The sequence below is a fragment of the uncultured Nocardioides sp. genome (assembly GCF_947488025.1).
Classification (GTDB): Bacteria; Actinomycetota; Actinomycetes; order Propionibacteriales; family Nocardioidaceae; genus Nocardioides.
The window spans coordinates 132197-151027 of sequence record NZ_CANKYS010000006.1; the positions used below are offsets into that span (position 1 = coordinate 132197).

An 18831-nucleotide genomic window follows, 5' to 3' on the forward strand; every position below is an offset into this window, starting at 1 on the left:
GTCTCGCGTCGTACGCCGGCACCGCGATCGACGCGGCGCCCCGCCTGGCCGTGCGGGCCCCGGGAGCCGACCTGGCGGGGAAGTCCGACACTTCGAGGGGGTTGCAACGGCCACCAGGTGGCGGACTCCCCGCTCGAGCGGGGAGTCCCCGGACAGGCGCAGGCGCGGACCGGGTCAGCGGGTGATGGCGGCGACGAGCGCCTGGGCGGAGTCGCTGCGGTCGATCAGCTCCCCGACGTGGGCCCTGGTGCCGCGGAGCGGGTCGATGGTCGGCACCCGCTGGAGCGACTCACGGCCGGGCAGGTCGAAGATCACCGAGTCCCACGACGCGGCGGCGACCGAGTCGGCGTACTTGTCGAGGCACCGGCCGCGGAAGTAGGCGCGGGTGTCCGCCGGCGGGTCGTGCATGGCCGCCTCGATGGTGGCGTCGTCCAGCAGCCGCTCGATGCGGCCGGCCGCGGCGAGGCGGTGGTAGAGCCCCTTGTCGGGACGTACGTCGGCGTACTGCAGGTCGATGAGGTGCAGCTTGGCGTCGTCCCAGTCGAGGTCGTCGCGGTCGCGGTACTGGTTGAGCAGCTTGAGCTTGGCGACCCAGTCGAGCTCGGTGGCGCACTCCATCGGGTCGCGCTCGAGGCGGGTCAGCACCGACTCCCACCGCGCGAGGACGTCGACCGTCTGCTCGTCGGCGTCGGCGCCGTAGCGGTCCTCGACGTACTTCCTGGCCAGGTCGAGGTACTCCAGCTGCAGCTGCACGGCGGTGAGCCGTCGCCCGTCGCGCAGGGTGACGAGGTGGCGCAGCGTCGGGTCGTGCGAGACGTCGCGCAGCGCCTTGACGGCCCCCTCGACGCTCAGGTCGCGGTCGACGAAGCCGTCCTCGATCATCGCGAGCACCAACGCGGTGGTGCCGGACTTGAGGTAGATGGAGACCTCGGCGAGGTTGGCGTCGCCGAGGATGACGTGGAGGCGCCGGTAGAGAGCCGGGTCGGCGTGCGGCTCGTCGCGGGTGTTGATGATCGGCCGCTTGAGGGTCGTCTCCAGCCCCACCTCGACCTCGAAGTAGTCCGCGCGCTGGCTGATCTGGAAGCCCCGCTCCGGGGTGGTGTCGCGGCCGTCCTGCCCGATGCCGACCCGCCCTGCTCCGGTGACCACCTGCCGGGACACGAAGAACGGGGTGAGGTGCCGCACGATCTCGGCGAACGGCGTCGAGCGCCGCATCAGGTAGTTCTCGTGGGCGCCGTAGGACGCGCCCTTGTTGTCGGTGTTGTTCTTGTAGAGCACGATCGGCGTGCTGCCGGGCACCTGCGCCGCCATCCGCGACGCGTCGAGCATCACCTGCTCCCCCGCCTTCTCCCAGCGGACCACGTCGAGCGGTGTCGTCACCTCCGGCGAGGAGTACTCCGGGTGGGCGTGGTCGACGTAGAGCCGCGCGCCGTTGGTCAGGATGACGTTGGCGAGGCCGAGGTCCTCGTCGGTGAGCTGGCTCGGGTCGGCCACCTGGCGGGCCATGTCGAAGCCGCGCGCGTCACGCAGCGGGGACTCCTCCTCGAAGTCCCACCGCGCCCGCCGGGCCTTCACCGTCGAGCTGGCGTAGGCGTTGACGATCTGCGAGGACGCGACCATCGGGTTGGCCGACGGCTGGCCCTGCACCGAGATGCCGTACTCGACCTCCGTGCCCATCACGCGTCGTACGCTCATCCGGGGCCCCCGCCGTGTTGTTCGAGGGAGGAGCGCAGCGGGGGACGCGAAGAACACTGCGGGGTGGAGGTCATGCGGTGAGCCTACGGGTGTGGGACGAGCGAGTGCTGCCGCGACTGACCGACCGGGCGCTGCGTGGGCACGAGGTGGGCGAGCTGCGCGCGGCCGCCTGCGCCGGGCTGACCGGCCGCGTGCTCGAGATCGGCTTCGGCAGCGGGCTCAACGTCCGCTGGTATCCCCCGGACGTCACGTCCGTGACGGCGATCGAGCCCTCGGACGTCGGCTGGGAGCTGTCCGAGCCGCGACGTTCGCGCAGCGCCGTACCCATCCAGCGCGCCGGGCTCGACGGACAACGTCTCGACCTGCCGGACGACTCGCACGACAGCGCGCTGGTGACGTTCAGCCTGTGCACGATCCCCGACCCGCTGGAGGCCCTGCGTGAGGCCAGGCGGGTGGTGCGTCAGGGCGGTCGGCTGCACGCGCTCGAGCACGGCATCGCGCCCGAGGAGTCCGTACGTCGCTGGCAGCGGCGCATCGAACCTCCGTGGGGCGCGGTCGCCGGCGGGTGTCACCTCACGCGCGACATGCCTGCCCTGCTGGAGTCAGTGGGGTGGCGCGTGGAGCACCGCGAGCAGGACTACCTGGCCGGACCGGCCCTCGCCCGCCCGTGGACGTATGTCTACCGGCTGGTCGCCGGCTGACGCCACGAGCAGGCAGGGCGTCGAGAGCGGTCAGCGCCCGCGGCGGAGGAACCCGGCGAGGAACAGCACGATGACGACGATGACGACGATGATCAGAATGGTTCGCATCCGGCCAACCTAGTGCTCGAGCCGTGCCGGCAACTCCTCCGGAGGGGTGTCGCGCGCGTCAGTCGTGTCGGCGCGGACCGTTGACCGCCGAGGCGTGGGCGGCGTTGACGCCGGCGATGCCCAACCACGCCACGATGACGGCAGGGAGGCCGTTGTCCGTGGCGACCATCGGCACGATCGTGATCGGGACCCCGACGCCGACCGAGATCACGCCCAGGACGAACTGCCGGATTCGTCCGCCCTCTGTGCCAGCCGTACGACGCTGCTGCAGCTCGCCGCGTTCGGCGGCCCGCCGCTCCACCGCCCGCTCGATCCTCTCGGCGAAGCCGTCCACGAGCTCGGCGTCGTAGCGGGCGCCGAGCTCGCGGCGGGCGGCGAGGGCGGCCTCGATGTCGCCGTGGCCGAGGTCGTCCTCGCGTCCCATCGCGCGCTCCGGTCCGGTCACAGGTATTGGCCGGTGTTGGCGACCGTGTCGATCGACCGTCCCGGCTCGGTGCCCTGCTTGCCCGTGATCAGCGTGCGGATGAAGACGATGCGCTCACCCTTCTTGCCCGAGATCCGCGCCCAGTCGTCGGGGTTGGTGGTGTTGGGCAGGTCCTCGTTCTCCTTGAACTCGTCCACGCACGCCTGGAGCATGTGCTGGACCCGCAGTCCACGCTGCGCCGGGTTGAGGTCGCTGTCGAGGAAGTCCTTGATCGCCATCTTCTTGGCGCGGTCGACGATGTTCTGGATCATCGCGCCCGAGTTGAAGTCCTTGAAGTAGAGGACCTCCTTGTCACCGTTGGCGTAGGTCACCTCGAGGAAGCGGTTCTCCTCCGACTCGGTGTACATCCGCTCCACGGTCGCGCGGATCATCGCGTTGACGGTGGCGGTGCGGTCCTGGCCGAACTCGGCGAGGTCCTCTGCGTGCAGGGGCAGGGTCGGGGTGAGGTACTTGGAGAAGATGTCGCGCGCCGACTCGGCGTCGGGGCGCTCGATCTTGATCTTCACGTCGAGGCGACCCGGACGCAGGATGGCGGGGTCGATCATGTCCTCGCGGTTGGACGCACCGATCACGAGGACGTTCTCGAGCGCCTCGACACCGTCGATCTCGCTCAGCAGCTGGGGCACGATCGTGTTCTCCACGTCGGAGGAGACGCCGGATCCGCGCGTGCGGAAGAGCGAGTCCATCTCGTCGAAGAACACGATGACCGGGGTGCCGAGCGACGCCTTCTCGCGCGCCCGCTGGAAGACCAGGCGGATGTGGCGCTCGGTCTCGCCGACGTACTTGTTGAGCAGCTCGGGACCCTTGATGTTGAGGAAGTAGGACTTCCCCGACGCGCCGGTGCGCTCGGCGACCTTCTTGGCCAGCGAGTTCGCGACGGCCTTGGCGATCAGCGTCTTGCCGCACCCGGGCGGACCGTAGAGCAGCACGCCCTTCGGCGGCTTCAGCTCGTGGTCCTTGAACAGGTCGGGGTGCAGGTAGGGCAGCTCGACGGCGTCGCGGATGGCGTCGATCTGGGTGGTGAGGCCGCCGATCTGCGTGTAGTCGATGTCGGGCACCTCCTCCAGCACCAGCTCCTCGACCTCCGACTTCGGCACGACCTCGTAGACGTAGCCGGCGCGGGTGTCGAGCAGCAGCGAGTCGCCGGCCCGGATCGTGACGTCCTCGGCGCACAGCGGCTCCGCGAGGCGTACGACGCGCTCCTCGTCGGCGTTGGCGATCACCAGCGCCCGCTCGCCGTCGGCGAGGATCTCCTTGAGCATGACGACCTCGCCGACCTGCTCGAAGTCGAGGGCGGCGACCACGTTGAGCGCCTCGTTGAGCATGACCTCCTGCCCGCGGACGAGGCCGTCGAGCTCCACGGCCGGGCTCACGCTGACGCGCAGCTTGCGACCGCCGGTGAAGACGTCGACGGAGTCGTCGTCGTTGCGCCCGAGGAACGTGCCGAACCCGGCCGGCGGCTGCGCCAGGCGGTCGACCTCCTCCTTGAGCGTCGTGATCTGGTCACGGGCGTCGCGCAGCGTCTGGGCGAGCCGCTCGTTCTGGCTCGAGATGGCAGCGAGGGATCGTTGCGCGTCGGCCAGGCGGGTCTCCAGCCCCCGCGACTGACCGGGCAGGTCCTCGAGACGGCGGCGCAGGTCGGTGACCTCGGCCTCCAGGTAGCGCACCTGGGTGGCAAGTTGCTCACGTGTCGGCTCAGACATCTCGCACCTCCTGCCACATGACACTACTCATGGATCCATGGGACGGAAGTGGATATCTCGCTGTGTTGGTCACCGTTTCGCAACTCTGGCGTCGGCTGGGCGCCATGTCCCGCGCCATGTCCCGCGCCATGTCCCGCATCAGGCGCCGTTGAGCCGCCGGATCGCGTCGAGCTCGGCCTGGGTGAGCTCGCCCGACGCCTCGAGCACCTGCTGCAGCACCGCGGACTTCCCGGCGAGGTAGGTGTCGATGTCCATGGCGGGGTTGGCCGCCAGCGCGCGCTTCACCGCGGCGTACGCCTCACGCAGGTCGTCGCGCGACCTCAGCACGTCCCGTACGGCGAGGTGGTTGCGCACGTTCGCGGTGCCGGCCACGCACACGTAGACGTTGCGTCGCGGCCCGTCGGGCGCGTGGAACGCCTCCCGACCGGTGACCCCGAGGTCGCCACGATGGACGTAGCCGACCCCCTCCAGGGCCGCGATCGCCTGGGGGACGTCGTGTGCGTCGACGATGACGTCGACGTCGAGGACCGGCTTGGCCGCCAGCCCCGGCACCGACGTCGAGCCGACGTGCTCGACCCTGGCCGAGGCCACGTCGGCGAGCGCCATGCGCAGCACGGTCGCCACCTTGTCGAACTGCTCGGCCCAGCGCGGGGACCAGTCGACGACCTCGATGCTCACCCGTCGGTCTGGTCGAGCTCGGCGGGCTCCGGTGCAGGTACGTCGGCCGGGCGGGGGCCCGTGTAGTCGGGACCGTAGGCGCCGGGAGCGGGGCGACGGGTCTTGCGCGGCGGCTTCTCCCCCGGCGCCATCCGCCGCGCGGTGACGAGGAAGGCGGTATGGCCGATCATCTTGTGGCCCGGGCGCACCGCGAGGCCCTCGACGTGCCAGTCGCGCACCAGCGACTCCCACGGCTGGGGCTCGGTGAAGCCGCCGTGCACCCGCAGGGTCTCCACGACCCGGGACAGCTGCGTCGTGGTGGCGACGTAGGCGCAGACGATGCCGCCGGGCACGAGCGCGTCGGCGACCGCGTCGATGCAGTTCCACGGGTCCAGCATGTCGAGGATGACGCGATCGACCTGACCCTCGAGCGCGGGCAGACCCTCCTTGAGGTCGCCGAGCCGCAGGTCCCAGGCCGGGTGGGTCTGGCCCTCGGGGGCGGAGAAGAACTGGTGCACGTTGCGCCGGGCGACGTCCGCGAACTCCTCACGGAGCTCGAAAGAGGTCACCCGGCCCCACGGGCCGACGGCGCGCAGCAGCGAGCAGGTCAGCGCACCCGAGCCGGCCCCGGCCTCGACGACCCGTGCACCGGGGTAGATGTCGGCCAGCGCCACGATCTGGGCGGCATCCTTCGGGTAGACCACGGCCGCCCCGCGCGGCATGGAGACCACGAACTCGTTGAGCAGCGGGCGGAAGACGAGGTACTGGCCGCCCGCCGAGGAGACGAGCGTGAAGCCCTCCTCGCGGCCGATCATGTCGTCGTGGTCGAGGTGACCCTTGTTGGAGAAGAACCGCTTGCCCGCGACGAGCTCGAAGTTGTGCTTGCGCCCCTTGTTGTCGACCAGGCGGACCCACTCGCCCTCACGCAGGGGGCCGCGGTGGACGCCGGACCAGGCCTCGGCGGGGACGTCGGGAGAAGGCTCGGACATGGCGCGAACCCTAGTATCGCGACCCGCGATTTCCCTCAGCGGCGAGCGTTGTCGCGGAAGGCCCGGTCGACGTCAGCGGTCGACAGGACGCCGTAGATCCGGCCGTCGGCCTCGACCAGGAGGTACTCCTCCGCCGGACGTCGGCTGATGGCGAGGATGAGGTCCTCCCCCGCGACCGTGGCGGGCAGCGTCAGACCCTCCTCCATCGTGCGCGCGACCGCCGAGACGGCCACCCACGGACGACGCTCCGCTGGCATGGCGGTCACGGCCGCCTCGCTGACGATGCCCACAGGAGTGCCGTCGGGGGTCACGGTGACGATGCTGCCGGCCTGTGCCTCCTGCGCGCGGCGTACGGCCTCGGCCAGCGGCAGGTCCTCGGGGACGGTGAGCGTACGCCGGGCGAGGGGCCGCGCGACCAGGGCGGGGAGCCGTTGCCGGAGCCTGGCGTGGGCCATCGCCGCCGTCGCCCCGCTCCACAGGAACAGCCCGAGGATGAAGACGAGGACGAGGTCGAGGATCGTCGGCGGCTCGCCGATGACGCGCTCCTGGACGAGCGGCCAGGCGAGCAGCGCCAGGGCGGTGATCCGGCCGCCCCAGCCGGCGACGATGCTGCCGCGGTGCTGGTCGCCGGAGGCGCCCCAGACCAGCGCCTTGAGCACGCGTCCGCCGTCGAGCGGCAGGCCCGGGACGAGGTTGAGCACGCCGATGAGCAGGTTGGCCCCGGCCAGGAGGAGCATCGCCTCGCGGACGAGACCGTCGGACATCACGTAGGCCACGGCACCGGCTGCAGCACCGACCGCGATCGAGGTGAGCGGGCCGACGACGGCGATCCAGAACTCGTGCCGCGGTCGCCTGGACTGCCCGTCGACCTCCGTCATGCCGCCGAGGAAGTGCAGCGTGATCGAGTTGACGCCGTAGCCGAGCCGCTTGGCGACGACGGCGTGCGAGGCCTCGTGGAGCAGCACCGACAGGTAGAGCACGACGGCGAAGGCGAAGCCGGCGACGTACTTCCAGAACCCGAGGCCCGGCTGGGCCGCCTCGATGCGCGGGCCGAAGATCAGCGAGATCAGCGCGGCGACGACGAACCACGAGGTGGTGATGAGCACGTCGATCCCGACGATCGACCCGATCCGGATCGTGCCCCGGGCGCGCGGCGCCGACCGCCGCGGTCCGTCGGCATCGGCTGGATCGGTCGGGTCGGCCACCAGCCAAGCCTAGCCAAGGGTCCCGACGGCGACGGCGTGGGCCGAGGCGCTGTCGTACGCCTCGCCTAGGGTGAACCGCGCCATGACGACCTCCCTCCCCGCACCCGTTCCCGCACCGCCCGAGTCCCCCGCTGAGCGGGTCTCGACGGCGGTGGACGGCGTCGACGTGCTGGGGGCGATCTCCCCGAGCCGTGCCGGTGACTTCATGGCCTGCCCCTTGATGTACCGCTTCCGCACGATCGACCGCCTGCCCGAGCCGCCGTCACCCGACGCCGTCCGCGGCACAGTGGTGCACAAGGTGCTGGAGGACCTCTTCGACGCGCCGGCCGTCGACCGCACGCCGCAGCGCGCCCGCGACATGCTCGTGCCCGCCTGGGAGGGGCTGCTCGAGGCCGAGCCGGGCCTGGCCGAGATGTTCGGTGACGAGGGCCCCGACCTCGCCGCGTGGCTCACCTCGTGCCGCACCGTTCTCGACCGCTACTTCGACCTCGAGGACCCCCGCCGGCTCGAGCCGGCCGAGCGCGAGCTCTACGTCGAGGCGCTACTCGAGTCCAAGCTCCTGCTGCGGGGGTTCGTCGACCGGGTCGACGTCGCGCCCGACGGGCGGATCAGGGTGGTCGACTACAAGAGCGGCAAGGCCCCGGGTGAGGGCTACGAAGCCAAGGCGTTGTTCCAGATGAAGTTCTACGCGCTCGTCCTCTGGCGCCTGCGCGGCGTCGTGCCGTCGGTGCTCCAGCTGGTCTACCTCGGCAACGGCGAGATCCTCCGCTACGAGCCTGACGAGGACGACCTCCGCGCCACCGAGCGCAAGGTCGAGGCCGTGTGGCGTGCCATCGAGCTCGCGCGCGAGACCGGCGACTGGCGCCCGAGCCCCTCGCGCCTGTGCGACTGGTGCTCCTTCCACCAGCACTGCCCGACCAAGGGCGGCACGATCCCACCGCTTCCCGAGCCGGCGACGGCGCCCCGGTCGCAGGATCAGGGCGTGCCGTAGGCGTCAGGTGGCGGTTGGGGCAGCTCGCGCGGACCGGCGAAGCCCCCGGCGACGAGTGCGGGCTCGACCTCGTGCGGCTGGATCGCACCGGAGGCGACCTGCTCGGCGTAGTGGCAGGCGACGCGATGTCCGGCAGACGCCCCCGCGACCTCGACGACGCGCAGCTCGGGTCGGTCGGTGTCGCACAGCGTCTCCTGCCGCCAGGGGCACCGGGTGTGGAAGCGGCAGCCGGTGGGCGGGTTGGCCGGTGAGGGCAGGTCGCCCGAGAGCAGGATCTGCTCGCGCGAGTCCTCGACCTGGGGGTCCGGGACGGGCACCGCGGACATGAGGGCCCGCGTGTAGGGGTGCAGCGGTACGTCGTACAGCTCGGCGGCGCCGGACTCCTCGACGAGCCCGCCGAGGTACATCACGCCGATCCGGTCGCTGATGTGGCGCACCACGGCCAGGTCGTGCGCGACGACGAGGTAGGTGAGGCCGAGCTCGTCCTGCAGGTCCTGGAGCAGGTTGATCACCTGGGCCTGGATGGAGACGTCGAGTGCGCTCACGGGCTCGTCGGCCACGATGAGGTCGGGCTTGACCGACAGCGCCCGGGCGATGCCGATGCGCTGGCGCTGGCCGCCGGAGAACTCGTGGGGATACTTCGACAGACCTGACGGAGGAAGCCCGACGGCCGACATCAGCTCGCGGAGCCGGGCCTGGGTGGACGCCTCGTCGGTGTCGAGACCATGGGCGCGCATGCCCTCCACCAGGAGCGACTCCACGGTCTGGCGCGGGTCGAGGCTGGACAGTGGGTCCTGGAAGACCATCTGGAAGCGCTTGCGCGCACGCCGGAGCTCCTCGCCCTTGAGCGAGGCGATGTCGGTGCCGTCGAACACCACCGATCCGGCGGTCGGGGGTTCGAGGTTGAGGATCGCCTTGCCGAGCGTGGACTTGCCGCAACCGGACTCCCCCACCAGCCCGTAGGTCTCACCGCGGCGGATGGTGAGGTCGACGCCGTCGACGGCGCGGACGTGGCCCACCGTGCGGTCGAAGATCAGCCCGCTCTTGATCGGGAAGTGAACCTCGAGGTCGCGGACCTCGACCAGCACGTCGGCCTCTCCTGCGGGGTGCGTCTGGTCGGTCATCGGGGTCCTCCCACCGGGTTGAAGCAGCGGAACCCGACCACGTCGTCTCCGTCCCACCGGGGTGTCTCCCGGGTGCAGACGTCGACCCGGTGGGAGCACCGTGGTGCGAACGCGCACGCCGAGTCCCAGGGCAGGTTGTCGGCCACCGACCCCGGCACCGGGTTGAGCTTCTCGCCCCGGGGCGCGTCGAGGCGCGGGATCGAGTCGAGCAGGCCGACCGTGTAGGGGTGGCGGGGCTGGCGGAACAGGCCGTGGCGGCTGCCGCGCTCGACGATCTTGCCGGCGTAGAGGACGTTGACCTCGTCGCACAGCCCGGCGACGACACCGAGGTCGTGCGTGATCATCACCAGTGCGGTGCCGGTGTCGACGACGAGCTCCTTGAGCAGCGCCAGGATCTGGGCCTGGATCGTCACGTCGAGGGCCGTCGTCGGCTCGTCGGCGATCAGCAGCCGCGGGTTGCAGGCGAGCGCCATGGCGATCAGCGCGCGCTGGCGCATGCCGCCGCTGAGCTGGTGGGGGTAGTTGGCGAGCCGGGCCCGGGGGTCGGGGATGCCGACCCGCTCGAGCAGCTCGGCGGCCTTCGGCATGGCCTCCTTGCGGCTCAGGCCCTGGTGGCGCTCCATCACCTCAGTGACCTGGCGACCGATCGTGACGACGGGGTTCAGCGAGGAGAGCGGGTCCTGGAAGATCATCGCGACGTCGGCGCCGCGCCGGTCGCGCATCTGCGACGTCGACAGCGACAGCAGGTCCTCGCCGTCGAAGAGTGCCTGGCCCTCCACGGTGTTGCCGCGAGAGGGCAGGAGGCCCATGATCGCGAGCGACGTGACGGACTTGCCGCAGCCGGACTCGCCGACGAGGCCGACCGTCTGCCCTGCTCGGACGTCGAAGCTGACGCCGTCGACGGCCCGGAACGCCCGCTCGTCGCGGCGCTGGAACGTGACGCGCAGGTCGCGGACGGACAGGAGCGGCTCGCCCACGGCGGGGCGATGGGGTTGCGCACGGTGCTGGGAGAGGCTCACCGGGTCACCTCCTCGTCTTGGGGTCGAGGGCCTCGCGCAGCGACTCGCCCATGAGCGTGAACCCGAGCGCGACCACGATGATGCACCCCGCTGGGTAGAAGGCGAGGTGCGGCGCCTCGGAGATGTAGCGCTGGGCCAGGCCGAGCATCTGTCCCCACTCGGGTTGCCTCTGGTCGGGGTTGCCGAGGCCGAGGAACGACAGCGCAGCGGCGTCGATGATGGCCACCGCGAGCGACAGTGTCGCCTGGACGATCACCGGACCGATCGAGTTGGGAAGCATGTGCCGGAAGACGATCGCGCGCCGCTTCACGCCCAGCGATCGCGCGGCGAGGACGTGGTCGCTGCTCCTCTGGGCCAGCATCGACCCTCGGAGCAACCGGGCGAAGATCGGTATCTGGATGATCGCGATCGACACGATCAGCGTCCACTGGCTGGGGCTTCGCGCCAGCGAGGCGATCGTGAACGCGAGGAGCAGCGAGGGGATCGAGAGCATCACGTCGACGATGCGCATCACCAGCGAGTCGACCCCGCCTCCGACGGCGCCCGCGATGGTGCCGAGGATGACCCCGCCGATCAGCCCGAACAGGGTCGCGAAGACGCCCACGATGAGCGTCTGCCTGCTGCCGACGATGAGGCGCGAGAGCAGGTCCCGGCCCCGGTCGTCGCCGCCGAGCGGGTGGCCGGGTTGCGGGCCGGGCACCGGGTTGCTCTGGGGTCGCACCTCGTCGAGGAGCGGTCGTGCCGTGACGTCCCACGGCGCGATCCACGGCGCGATGATCGCCAGCACGACGAAGCAGAGGGTGATCGTCGCGCCGGTCAGGAAGACCGGGTTGCGGCGCAGGCGGAGCCAGGCACCGCGGATCAGCGAGACGCCGGGCGTGTCGTCGACGGCCCCGGCCTGGGCGAGGGCGTCGATCCGGTCGCGGCGCCGCTGGCCGTACGACGGACGGCGGGTGTCCTCGGCGACAGCCGGCTCGGTGGGGTCGCTCATGGACGTCACCTCGTCCTGATCCGCGGGTCGATGAGGGCGTAGGCGATGTCGACCAGCAGGTTGATCACCACGTAGATCACGGCCGCCGCCAGGATCAGGACCTGGAGCACGGCGTAGTCCTTCTCACGGAACGAGGTGGCCAGGGCCTCACCCACCCCACGGTAGGAGAAGACGGTCTCGGTCAGCACCGCTCCGGCCAGGAGACCGCCGGCCTGCAGGCCGATGGTGGTGAGGACGGGCAGCATCGCGTTGCGCAGCACGTGACGGGACCGGATGACCGCGGTGCTCAGCCCCTTGGCCTCGGCGGTGCGCACGTAGTCCTCGTCGAGCACGTCGAGGACCGAGGCGCGCGTGATGCGGAAGATCACCGCGAACGGGATCGTGGCCAGTGCCAGTGCCGGGAGGATCAGGTGCTTGAGGGCGTCCCAGGCCGCGTCCCACTCGCGCGTGAGGATCCCGTCCAGCACGAACAGGCCGGTCACCCGGGTGGCATCGATCCCGGTGGTCTGCCGCCCCGAGACCGGCAGCAGGTTCCACTCCACCGCGAAGAAGTACTTGAGCAGGAAGGCGGTGAAGAACACCGGGACGGCCACCCCGATCAACGAGAAGATCACCGTGGTCGTGTCGACGGCCGATCCGGCACGCCGCGCGGCGAAGTAGCCGAGCGGAATGCCGATCACGATGGCCAGCAGCAGGGCCAGGACCGCCAGCTCGATGGTGGCGGGCAGCCTGGTGAAGAAGACGTCGAGGGCGTCCTCGCCGGGCAGCACCTTGGTGGAGACGCCGAAGTCGCCCTGGACCACGCGTTGCAGGAACTTCTGGTACTGCACCGGCAGGGGCTGGTCGAGTCCGAGGGCGGCCTCCAGGGCGGCGCGACGCTCGGGCGTCTGCCGCTCGCCCAGGATGGCCGACACCGGGCCACCCGGCAGGGAGCGGAGCCACGCGAACAGCAGCATGGACAGCACGAGGACGACGACGCACATCTGGAGCAGTCGTCGTAGGACAAAGCGAAGCATGGATCTCCTCCCACGCCTGCACGATCCGGGGGCCGTCGGTCACTGACGAGTGGGAGTCACTCCCCTCCCACCGTGACCGTGTCGAACTCCTCGGCCGTCAGCGGGCTGGGGATCACGCCCTCGACGCCGGGGCCGACGACCAGGGCGGGCGGGGAGTGGCTGATCGGGAGGCCGGGCAGGTACTCCTCCATGATCTGGCGGTTGATCTCCTCGAACGCTGCACCGCGCTCGGCCTCGTCGACGATCGCGTCGGCCGCCTTGAGGTCGTCGGCCAGCTGCTTGCCCCACGGCATGACGTCGGTGCCGAAGTCGTTGTCCTTCAGGTTGCCGAAGAACGTGCCGATGAAGTTGTGGGCCGAGTCGTAGTCGCCGGTCCAGCCGAGGATGTAGGCGTCGTACTTGCCGGGCTCACCGGAGACGTTGTCGAGGTAGCCACCGTTCCAGGACGCCGTCACCACCTTCACGTTGATGCCCACCGCCTCGAGGTCGGTGCGCAGCGCCTCGTAGATCTTCTCCGGGTCCGGCATGTAGGGCCGGGTGACCTCGGTCGGGTAGGCGAACTCGAGCGTCATGCCTTCCGCTCCGGCCTCGGCCAGCAGCCGCTTGGCCTCGTCGGGGTCGTAGGCGTAGGGCTCGAGGCTGGTGTTGTAGCCGCTGACCGTGTCGGGCATGAACTGGGTGGCGACCGCAGCTCCCTCGGGCAGCTGCGTCTGGACCAGCTGCTCCCGGTTGAGGGCGTGGTAGAGCGCCTGTCGGACCTTGAGGTCCTTCAGCTTGGGGTTGGCCTCGGGGTTGAGGCCGAGGTAGAGGATGTTGAACGGATCGCGCACCTCGACGCTGTTGCCGTCCTCCTCCAGCCCGGCCCAGTCGACCGGGTTGGGCAGGTCGTAGCCGTTGATGCTCCCGGCTTCGAGCTCCTGGCGACGGGTGCTCTCGTCGGGGATCACCCGGAACACGATCTCGCTGACCTTGGCCGTGTCGCCCCAGTAGTCGTCGTTGCGCTCGAGGGTGATCTCGCCGTTGGCCTCGTCGAACTCGCCGAAGGTGAACGGGCCGGTGCCGACGGGGGCGTCGGCGTACGCGGGGAAGCTGAAGCCCTCGCCCTCGGCGGCGATGCCGTTGGCGTCGCCCTCCTCCAACGCCTTGGGCGACTGCATCGACAGCGACTCGAGCGTCAGCATCGTCGGGAAGCCGGAGGTGGGGCCGCTGATCGTGATGACGACTTCGAACTCGTCGGTCGCCTCGCACCCCTGGTAGAGCGAGTTCTCGGGATCGTTGGCGTAGGCGCCCATGACGTAGCCCCAGTACTCGGCCGCGACCTGGCCGGCCTCGTTCTGGTCGAACATCCGCTCGAAGTTGGCGCAGACCGCCTCGGCGTTGAACGGCTCGCCGTCGTGGAAGGTCACGTCGTCACGCAGCGTGAAGGTCCACTCCGTGCCCTCCTCGTTGGGCGTCCACTCGGTGGCGAGCTCCGGGACGACCTCGGCGCTGCCGGGCTCGATGCCGAGAAGGCCTTCGAACATCTGACGGGTGATGCGGAACGTCTCGCCGTCCGTCGCGTAGTAGGGGTCGAACATCTCGGGGGCGCCCGCGGCGCCGAAGATGAAGGTCCCGGCGTCCTCGCTGCCGCCTCCCTCGCCATCACCGCCGTCGCGCTCGCTGTCGGCGCAGCTCGCAAGGGTGGCAACCGCCAGGAGTGCGGTGGTCCATGTCGCCAGGGTGCGTTTCGGGGACATCAGAGGTCCTTCCGTCCGGTATCCGGTCAGGGTCGTCCCAGCACCCTAGACCGGTGAACGTGAGCCAGGCCACACCGATACGGTCACGGTCCGGTCACGTGTGGACGGCGCCGACGCCCTGGGCGCGGCCGCCCACGAGGCGTGCCAGGCCGGCGGCGTCGAGGCCCTCGAGCGTGTCGGCGAAGACGCGCCGCTCCCCCTCGAGGATCGGCACGTGGTTGGGCACGCACAGGACGGTGCAGCCGGCGGCGACGGCCGACGTGGCCCCGGTGTTGGAGTCCTCGATCGCGAGGCAGTCGGCCGGGTCGTGGCCCAGCTCGGCGGCTGCGGTGAGGTAGGGCTCGGGGTGTGGCTTGCCCAGCTCGACGCGGTCACCGGTCACGACGGACGCGAACGCCCCCTCGGGGAGCTGCGCCAGGATGGGGTCGACGAAGCGCTGCCACGACATGGTCACCAGCGCACAGGGCACCCCCGCCTGGTGCAGGTGGGTGAGCAGCTCACGGGCGCCGGGGCGCCACGGCACCTCGACCTCGACCCGGGCGACCACGCCGTCGAGCAGCTCGTCGACGATCTGCTGCGGCGTGCGGTCGATGCCCATGTGGACGCGGATGTAGTCACCTGACTCGAGCAGGGCGTTGCCGACGAGGTTGAGGGCGTGCTCCTGCGACCAGGTGCCGCCGTACTTCTCCGCCATCGCGAACTCGGTGGCGATCCAGTAGGGCTCGGTGTCGACGAGGGTGCCGTCCATGTCCCACAGGACCGCGGCTGGCAGGGACGGCGGCACCGGAGAAGTCACCTGCCCGACCCTATCGAGAGGGGTCCGGCCCGGTGTCCAGCAGGCTCCGCACGCCGGACCGCGCCAGCAGGAGGCAGACGATGAGGAGCGTCACCGAGAAGAATCCGCCCAGGCTGACCGCGTCCCCGAACACGAGGTCGATCAGGAGCAGGACGACGAACTTGCTCCCGGCGGCCACGACCCACAGGGTGACGCCGAGGACCAGCCTCACCGGCCACCTGCTGGCGCCTCGCAGGGCCCCGCACGACATGGCCCTTGAGCCAGATGACCACCTCGAGCGACAGCTTGAGCACCACGGCCGTGAGAAGGGACAGCGTGAACCCCTCGCTGATCACGGCCGGCACGTACTCCACGGCCAGGTTGAGGACGACGACGTAGACGAAGACGTCGACGAGATCCGCCGGGCGTGCGCGCAGCCGGTCGCGCACGGGTCGTGGAGCCACCCCACCCTCCTACCCGGGGGCGGGGTCCGGCGACCTCCCCCGATATGTGGGAGGCCGTGGGGAGCGCCTCGCCCGTAGCGTGTGGGGCACCAGGACCACCCGCTCCCGGGTCCCTGGAGGTGGACTGCCTCCGGGGCGCGCGTCCGGTCCGGTCCGTGCGAGGAGGAACCCGGTGCCGAGGATGATGATCCGTGTCGATGCCGAGCTGTCGCCGGACGCCCTCACGGCGTTCCCGCACCTCGTCGCGGTTCCACAGCGCCCGCAGACCGTGCTGTCGGGCGAGGTGGCCGACCAGGAGGAGCTCCAGGGCGTCATCAGCCTCCTCGTCAGTCTCGGCGTCGAGGTCGTGGACGTGTTGACGGTGCCGGAGTCCGCTGGTCTACGCTCCCAGTGACCTCACCCGAACGGGTGGGGTGCGCGGACCACCTGCGGTCGCCGGCTTTCAGCGCTTGGGAGGGTGCGAGGGCGATCGGCACGATGTCCACGCACGCTGCTGCGGGAGGCGCCACGCCATGGGTGAGCCAGCATCGACGGGGCCGGTCCACCCCGCGGGTCAGCACGACGAGGCGGGTGTTCCCCGCCTGCCGCGGACCTACGTCGCCCGCCAGGAGCTGTGGCGACGCCTCGACGCGGCCGGCGACTCGTCGGTGGTCACGCTGGTCGCACCGGCCGGGGCAGGCAAGACCCTCGGCGTCGCGGGCTGGCTGCGCGACGGCCGGGGAGCCACGGCGCCCGGTGCGGTGGTGTGGCTCGACGCGGGCCGTGGCGTGGACCACGCCGCCGTCGACGCCGCGCTCGCGGAGGCAGCCGCGGACGGCGGTACGCCGCGACTGCTGGTCGTCGACGACGCGCACGCCCTGCCCCCCTCGGCCGTCCGACTCATCGACGCTCGGCTCGACGAGGCGCCCCAGTCCATCCGGGTCCTGCTGCTGAGCCGGTGGGACCTGCCGCTGACCCGTCTCGCCCCGCAGCTGCTCGGCCACCTCACCGAGCTGCGGGGCGACGTGCTCCGCCTCACGAGCACCGAGAGCTCGCAGCTGATCGCGAGCCACGTCGGAGCGGCGGCGCCCGCGATCGTGTCGGCGATCGCCAGCCACGCCGAGGGCTGGTGTGCGGTCGCGGTGCTGGCCTCGCGGCTGGTGGCAGCGTCACCGGACCAGGACGGCGCCGTCCACCGGATGTCGCAGGGTGGCACGACGGTCGCGGACCAGGTGGTGAACGAGGTGTTCTCGACGCTCACGTCGAGGGAGCGACATCTCCTGCTCTGCACGGCGAGCGAGCACGAGGTGTCCGCGGAGACCGCCGCGCACCTGACCCAGGACCGGGGCGCCGGGCTCGTCCTCGACGGGCTCGAGTCGACCGGCCTGCTGGTCACGCGGTCCGAGCGCGGCCCCCTCGACGCCGCGGGGCCGCAGGGGGCCACCGGTGCGGGCGAGGCCCGCTTCCGGATCCACCCGCTCCTCGCCGAGGTCGTACGTCGTCGCATCCGCGCCGGCGGGGTGGACGTCGAGCGTGCGCGATCGACGGTCCTGCGTGCCGTGCAGCACGACACCAGCGTCGGGGCCGTCGACGACTCCTTCGCGCGCCTGGTCGACCTCGGTCTCGCCGAGGCGGCGGCGCGCCAGCTGGTGGCCGAGGGCACGCGGCTCCTGGCGCGCGATCGCGGCAAGGACGTGGTCGCGTTCTCACAGCGGTGGCCCGAGGTCGTCGACCAGCATCCCGGTTGCTGGTTCGTCCTCGCGGTCGAGCGCTGGATCCACGGGGACCTGGTGGCGGCGATGCACTGGATCGACCGGCTGCTCGCGTCCAGCACCGAGGAGGACCGGGACACGGCCCGGTGGAGGGCACAGGTGCTGGGTGCGCGCCTGATGCGCGCGCGGGCCGGTTTCGCACCCCTGACCGGGGTGGTCGAGGAGACCCAGCGGCTGGTGGACTCCAGCGCCTTCTCCGCCACCCCGTCCGACCTGCAGCCTCACATCCTGGCGGAGCTCGGCATCGCCCAGCTCACGCTCGGTATGGCGGTCCCGGCCGAGGCCAACCTGCTCCGCGCGGCTCGCCTCGGGGATCAGCTGGGGATGCCTGCGCACGCCGCGGCCGCGCTCACCCACCTCGCGGGTCTCTACTACACACGCGGGCGGGAGCACGTCGCCCACGGACTGGCCGAACGCAGTCTGCACGCGATGGAGCACCTGGTCACCGTGCTCCCGGTGACCCGCCACCGGGCCGAGCTCTATGGTCGACTGGCCGCGATGTCGACGGTGCCGCTCGCAGCCGATCCCGGACGACCGATCGAGGGGCGGGCCCCGGCCGCGCTCCACCCGGCCGACACGACCACGCGGTTCTGGCAGCAGGTCCACGACGCGCGCGTGCACCTGGCGCGAGGCTCGGTGATCCGGGCCGAGCAGACCCTCCAGGCGATCATGGACGTCCCCGGTCTCCCCCACCACCTCCGCGCCCCCGTGCTCATCGAGCGGGCCTTCCTCGCGTCCCTGTCCGACGACCGGGCGACCCTCAGGAGCCTCGGCGACGAACTCCACGACCTCGGCTCGCCCGGAGAGGCCGAGCTGCTGCGTGGCGTCGAGGCCGACCTCGTCGGTGAGGTGCGCACCGCGGTCGAGCACTTCGCCGCTGCTGTGGAGCACCGGGTCCTCGACCAGCCGCCGTGCCGCGCCCTGGCGCTCGTGTGTCGCGGTCAGCTCCTCCACGCCCTCGGCGACCACGAGTCGGCCCGCGAGGTGGTGCTCGAAGCCGTCCGGGCGACGGAGACCAGGGGCAACTACGTGCCCTTCCTCGGCTGGACCCGCCACGGCACGCCGGTCCACACGTTGCTCGTCGAACTGGAGGGAGCCGGTCCCGCGACCTGGTTGGCGACCCTCCGCGACCTGACCGGGGCGCACGCCGACATCACCGCCGCCCTCGCGCCGTCCACGGCCATGAGCCGGGAGCGCTCGTCAGCCGCCGATCCGCCCGTCACCACGCACCTGAGCCCGCGCGAGCGCGACGTGCTGCGCGAGCTCGCGCGGGGCGCGACCTACGCCGACATCGCCGACGGCCTGTTCGTCTCCGAGAACACCGTCAAGACCCACGTGTCCAGCCTCTACAGCAAGCTCGGAGCGAGCCGGCGGAGCGAGGCACTCTCCGTCGCCCGCCGGCTGCAGCTGCTCTGATCCGAC

The 18831-nt window shown here is 71.2% G+C and carries 17 protein-coding genes; 4 read left to right on the forward strand and 13 right to left on the reverse strand.

Annotated elements, in window-relative coordinates; all coding sequences use genetic code 11:
- Positions 1-174 precede the first annotated feature (174 nt).
- Positions 175-1695 (reverse strand): depupylase/deamidase Dop, encoded by a 1521-nt coding sequence (dop, locus tag Q1B24_RS12050; RefSeq protein WP_299928506.1) that lies wholly within the window; start codon positions 1693-1695, stop codon positions 175-177.
- A 77-nt stretch (positions 1696-1772) separates the two neighbouring features.
- Between dop and Q1B24_RS12055 the strand changes: the two genes are divergently transcribed.
- The gene (locus Q1B24_RS12055; protein WP_299928509.1) at positions 1773-2396 is read left to right on the forward strand and encodes a class I SAM-dependent methyltransferase; all 624 of its coding nucleotides are present in this window, start codon (positions 1773-1775) and stop codon (positions 2394-2396) included.
- 166 nt (positions 2397-2562) lie between these two features.
- Here the strand turns inward: Q1B24_RS12055 and Q1B24_RS12060 are convergent, their stop codons facing one another.
- The 5 genes from Q1B24_RS12060 to Q1B24_RS12080 form a co-directional block, all read right to left on the reverse strand.
- Complete coding sequence (locus tag Q1B24_RS12060; protein ID WP_299928512.1) at positions 2563-2928, reverse strand: hypothetical protein; 366 nt, start codon at positions 2926-2928, stop codon at positions 2563-2565.
- Between the two features lie 17 nt (positions 2929-2945).
- Positions 2946-4691 carry a proteasome ATPase gene (gene arc / locus Q1B24_RS12065; RefSeq protein ID WP_299928515.1) on the reverse strand — a complete coding sequence of 582 codons (1746 nt, stop codon included), beginning with the start codon at positions 4689-4691 and terminating at the stop codon, positions 2946-2948.
- 138 nt (positions 4692-4829) lie between these two features.
- Positions 4830-5369, reverse strand: coding sequence for a GrpB family protein (locus Q1B24_RS12070; protein WP_299928518.1), 540 nt, complete (start codon positions 5367-5369; stop codon positions 4830-4832).
- On the reverse strand, positions 5366-6337 hold the full coding sequence (locus Q1B24_RS12075) for a tRNA (adenine-N1)-methyltransferase (protein ID WP_299928522.1): 972 nt from the start codon (positions 6335-6337) through the stop codon (positions 5366-5368). Before Q1B24_RS12075 ends, Q1B24_RS12070 begins: the two co-directional genes overlap by 4 nt.
- 35 nt (positions 6338-6372) lie before the next feature.
- On the reverse strand, positions 6373-7542 hold the full coding sequence (locus tag Q1B24_RS12080; protein WP_299928525.1) for a site-2 protease family protein: 1170 nt from the start codon (positions 7540-7542) through the stop codon (positions 6373-6375).
- A gap of 82 nt (positions 7543-7624) precedes the next feature.
- Here Q1B24_RS12080 and Q1B24_RS12085 point away from each other — a divergent pair, with 82 nt between their 5' ends.
- Positions 7625-8533, forward strand: coding sequence for a PD-(D/E)XK nuclease family protein (locus tag Q1B24_RS12085; RefSeq protein WP_299928528.1), 909 nt, complete (start codon positions 7625-7627; stop codon positions 8531-8533).
- On the opposite strand, the gene Q1B24_RS12090 is transcribed toward Q1B24_RS12085, so the two are convergent.
- From Q1B24_RS12090 to Q1B24_RS12120, 7 genes are all read right to left on the reverse strand, one after another.
- The gene (locus Q1B24_RS12090; protein ID WP_299928531.1) at positions 8518-9657 is read right to left on the reverse strand and encodes an oligopeptide/dipeptide ABC transporter ATP-binding protein; all 1140 of its coding nucleotides are present in this window, start codon (positions 9655-9657) and stop codon (positions 8518-8520) included. The genes Q1B24_RS12085 and Q1B24_RS12090 overlap by 16 nt on opposite strands.
- A complete protein-coding gene (locus Q1B24_RS12095) occupies positions 9654-10676 on the reverse strand; it encodes an ABC transporter ATP-binding protein (protein WP_299928533.1) in 1023 nt (340 codons plus the stop codon). Before Q1B24_RS12095 ends, Q1B24_RS12090 begins: the two co-directional genes overlap by 4 nt.
- A gap of 4 nt (positions 10677-10680) precedes the next feature.
- A complete protein-coding gene (locus Q1B24_RS12100) occupies positions 10681-11667 on the reverse strand; it encodes an ABC transporter permease (RefSeq protein ID WP_299928535.1) in 987 nt (328 codons plus the stop codon).
- A gap of 5 nt (positions 11668-11672) precedes the next feature.
- Entirely contained in the window at positions 11673-12683 is a 1011-nt protein-coding gene (locus Q1B24_RS12105) for an ABC transporter permease (RefSeq protein WP_299928538.1), read from the reverse strand.
- A 56-nt stretch (positions 12684-12739) separates the two neighbouring features.
- Positions 12740-14419, reverse strand: coding sequence for an ABC transporter substrate-binding protein (locus tag Q1B24_RS12110; RefSeq protein ID WP_299928541.1), 1680 nt, complete (start codon positions 14417-14419; stop codon positions 12740-12742).
- Between the two features lie 94 nt (positions 14420-14513).
- Positions 14514-15215: an HAD family phosphatase gene (locus tag Q1B24_RS12115; protein WP_299928544.1), complete on the reverse strand. Its 702-nt coding sequence runs from the start codon at positions 15213-15215 to the stop codon at positions 14514-14516.
- 10 nt (positions 15216-15225) lie between these two features.
- Complete coding sequence (locus tag Q1B24_RS12120; RefSeq protein WP_299928547.1) at positions 15226-15426, reverse strand: hypothetical protein; 201 nt, start codon at positions 15424-15426, stop codon at positions 15226-15228.
- 404 nt (positions 15427-15830) lie between these two features.
- Here Q1B24_RS12120 and Q1B24_RS12125 point away from each other — a divergent pair, with 404 nt between their 5' ends.
- Together Q1B24_RS12125 and Q1B24_RS12130 are read left to right on the forward strand one after the other, a co-directional pair.
- Positions 15831-16052: a hypothetical protein gene (locus tag Q1B24_RS12125; protein WP_299928550.1), complete on the forward strand. Its 222-nt coding sequence runs from the start codon at positions 15831-15833 to the stop codon at positions 16050-16052.
- A gap of 118 nt (positions 16053-16170) precedes the next feature.
- Positions 16171-18825 (forward strand): LuxR C-terminal-related transcriptional regulator, encoded by a 2655-nt coding sequence (locus tag Q1B24_RS12130; protein ID WP_299928553.1) that lies wholly within the window; start codon positions 16171-16173, stop codon positions 18823-18825.
- Positions 18826-18831: the final 6 nt, after the last annotated feature.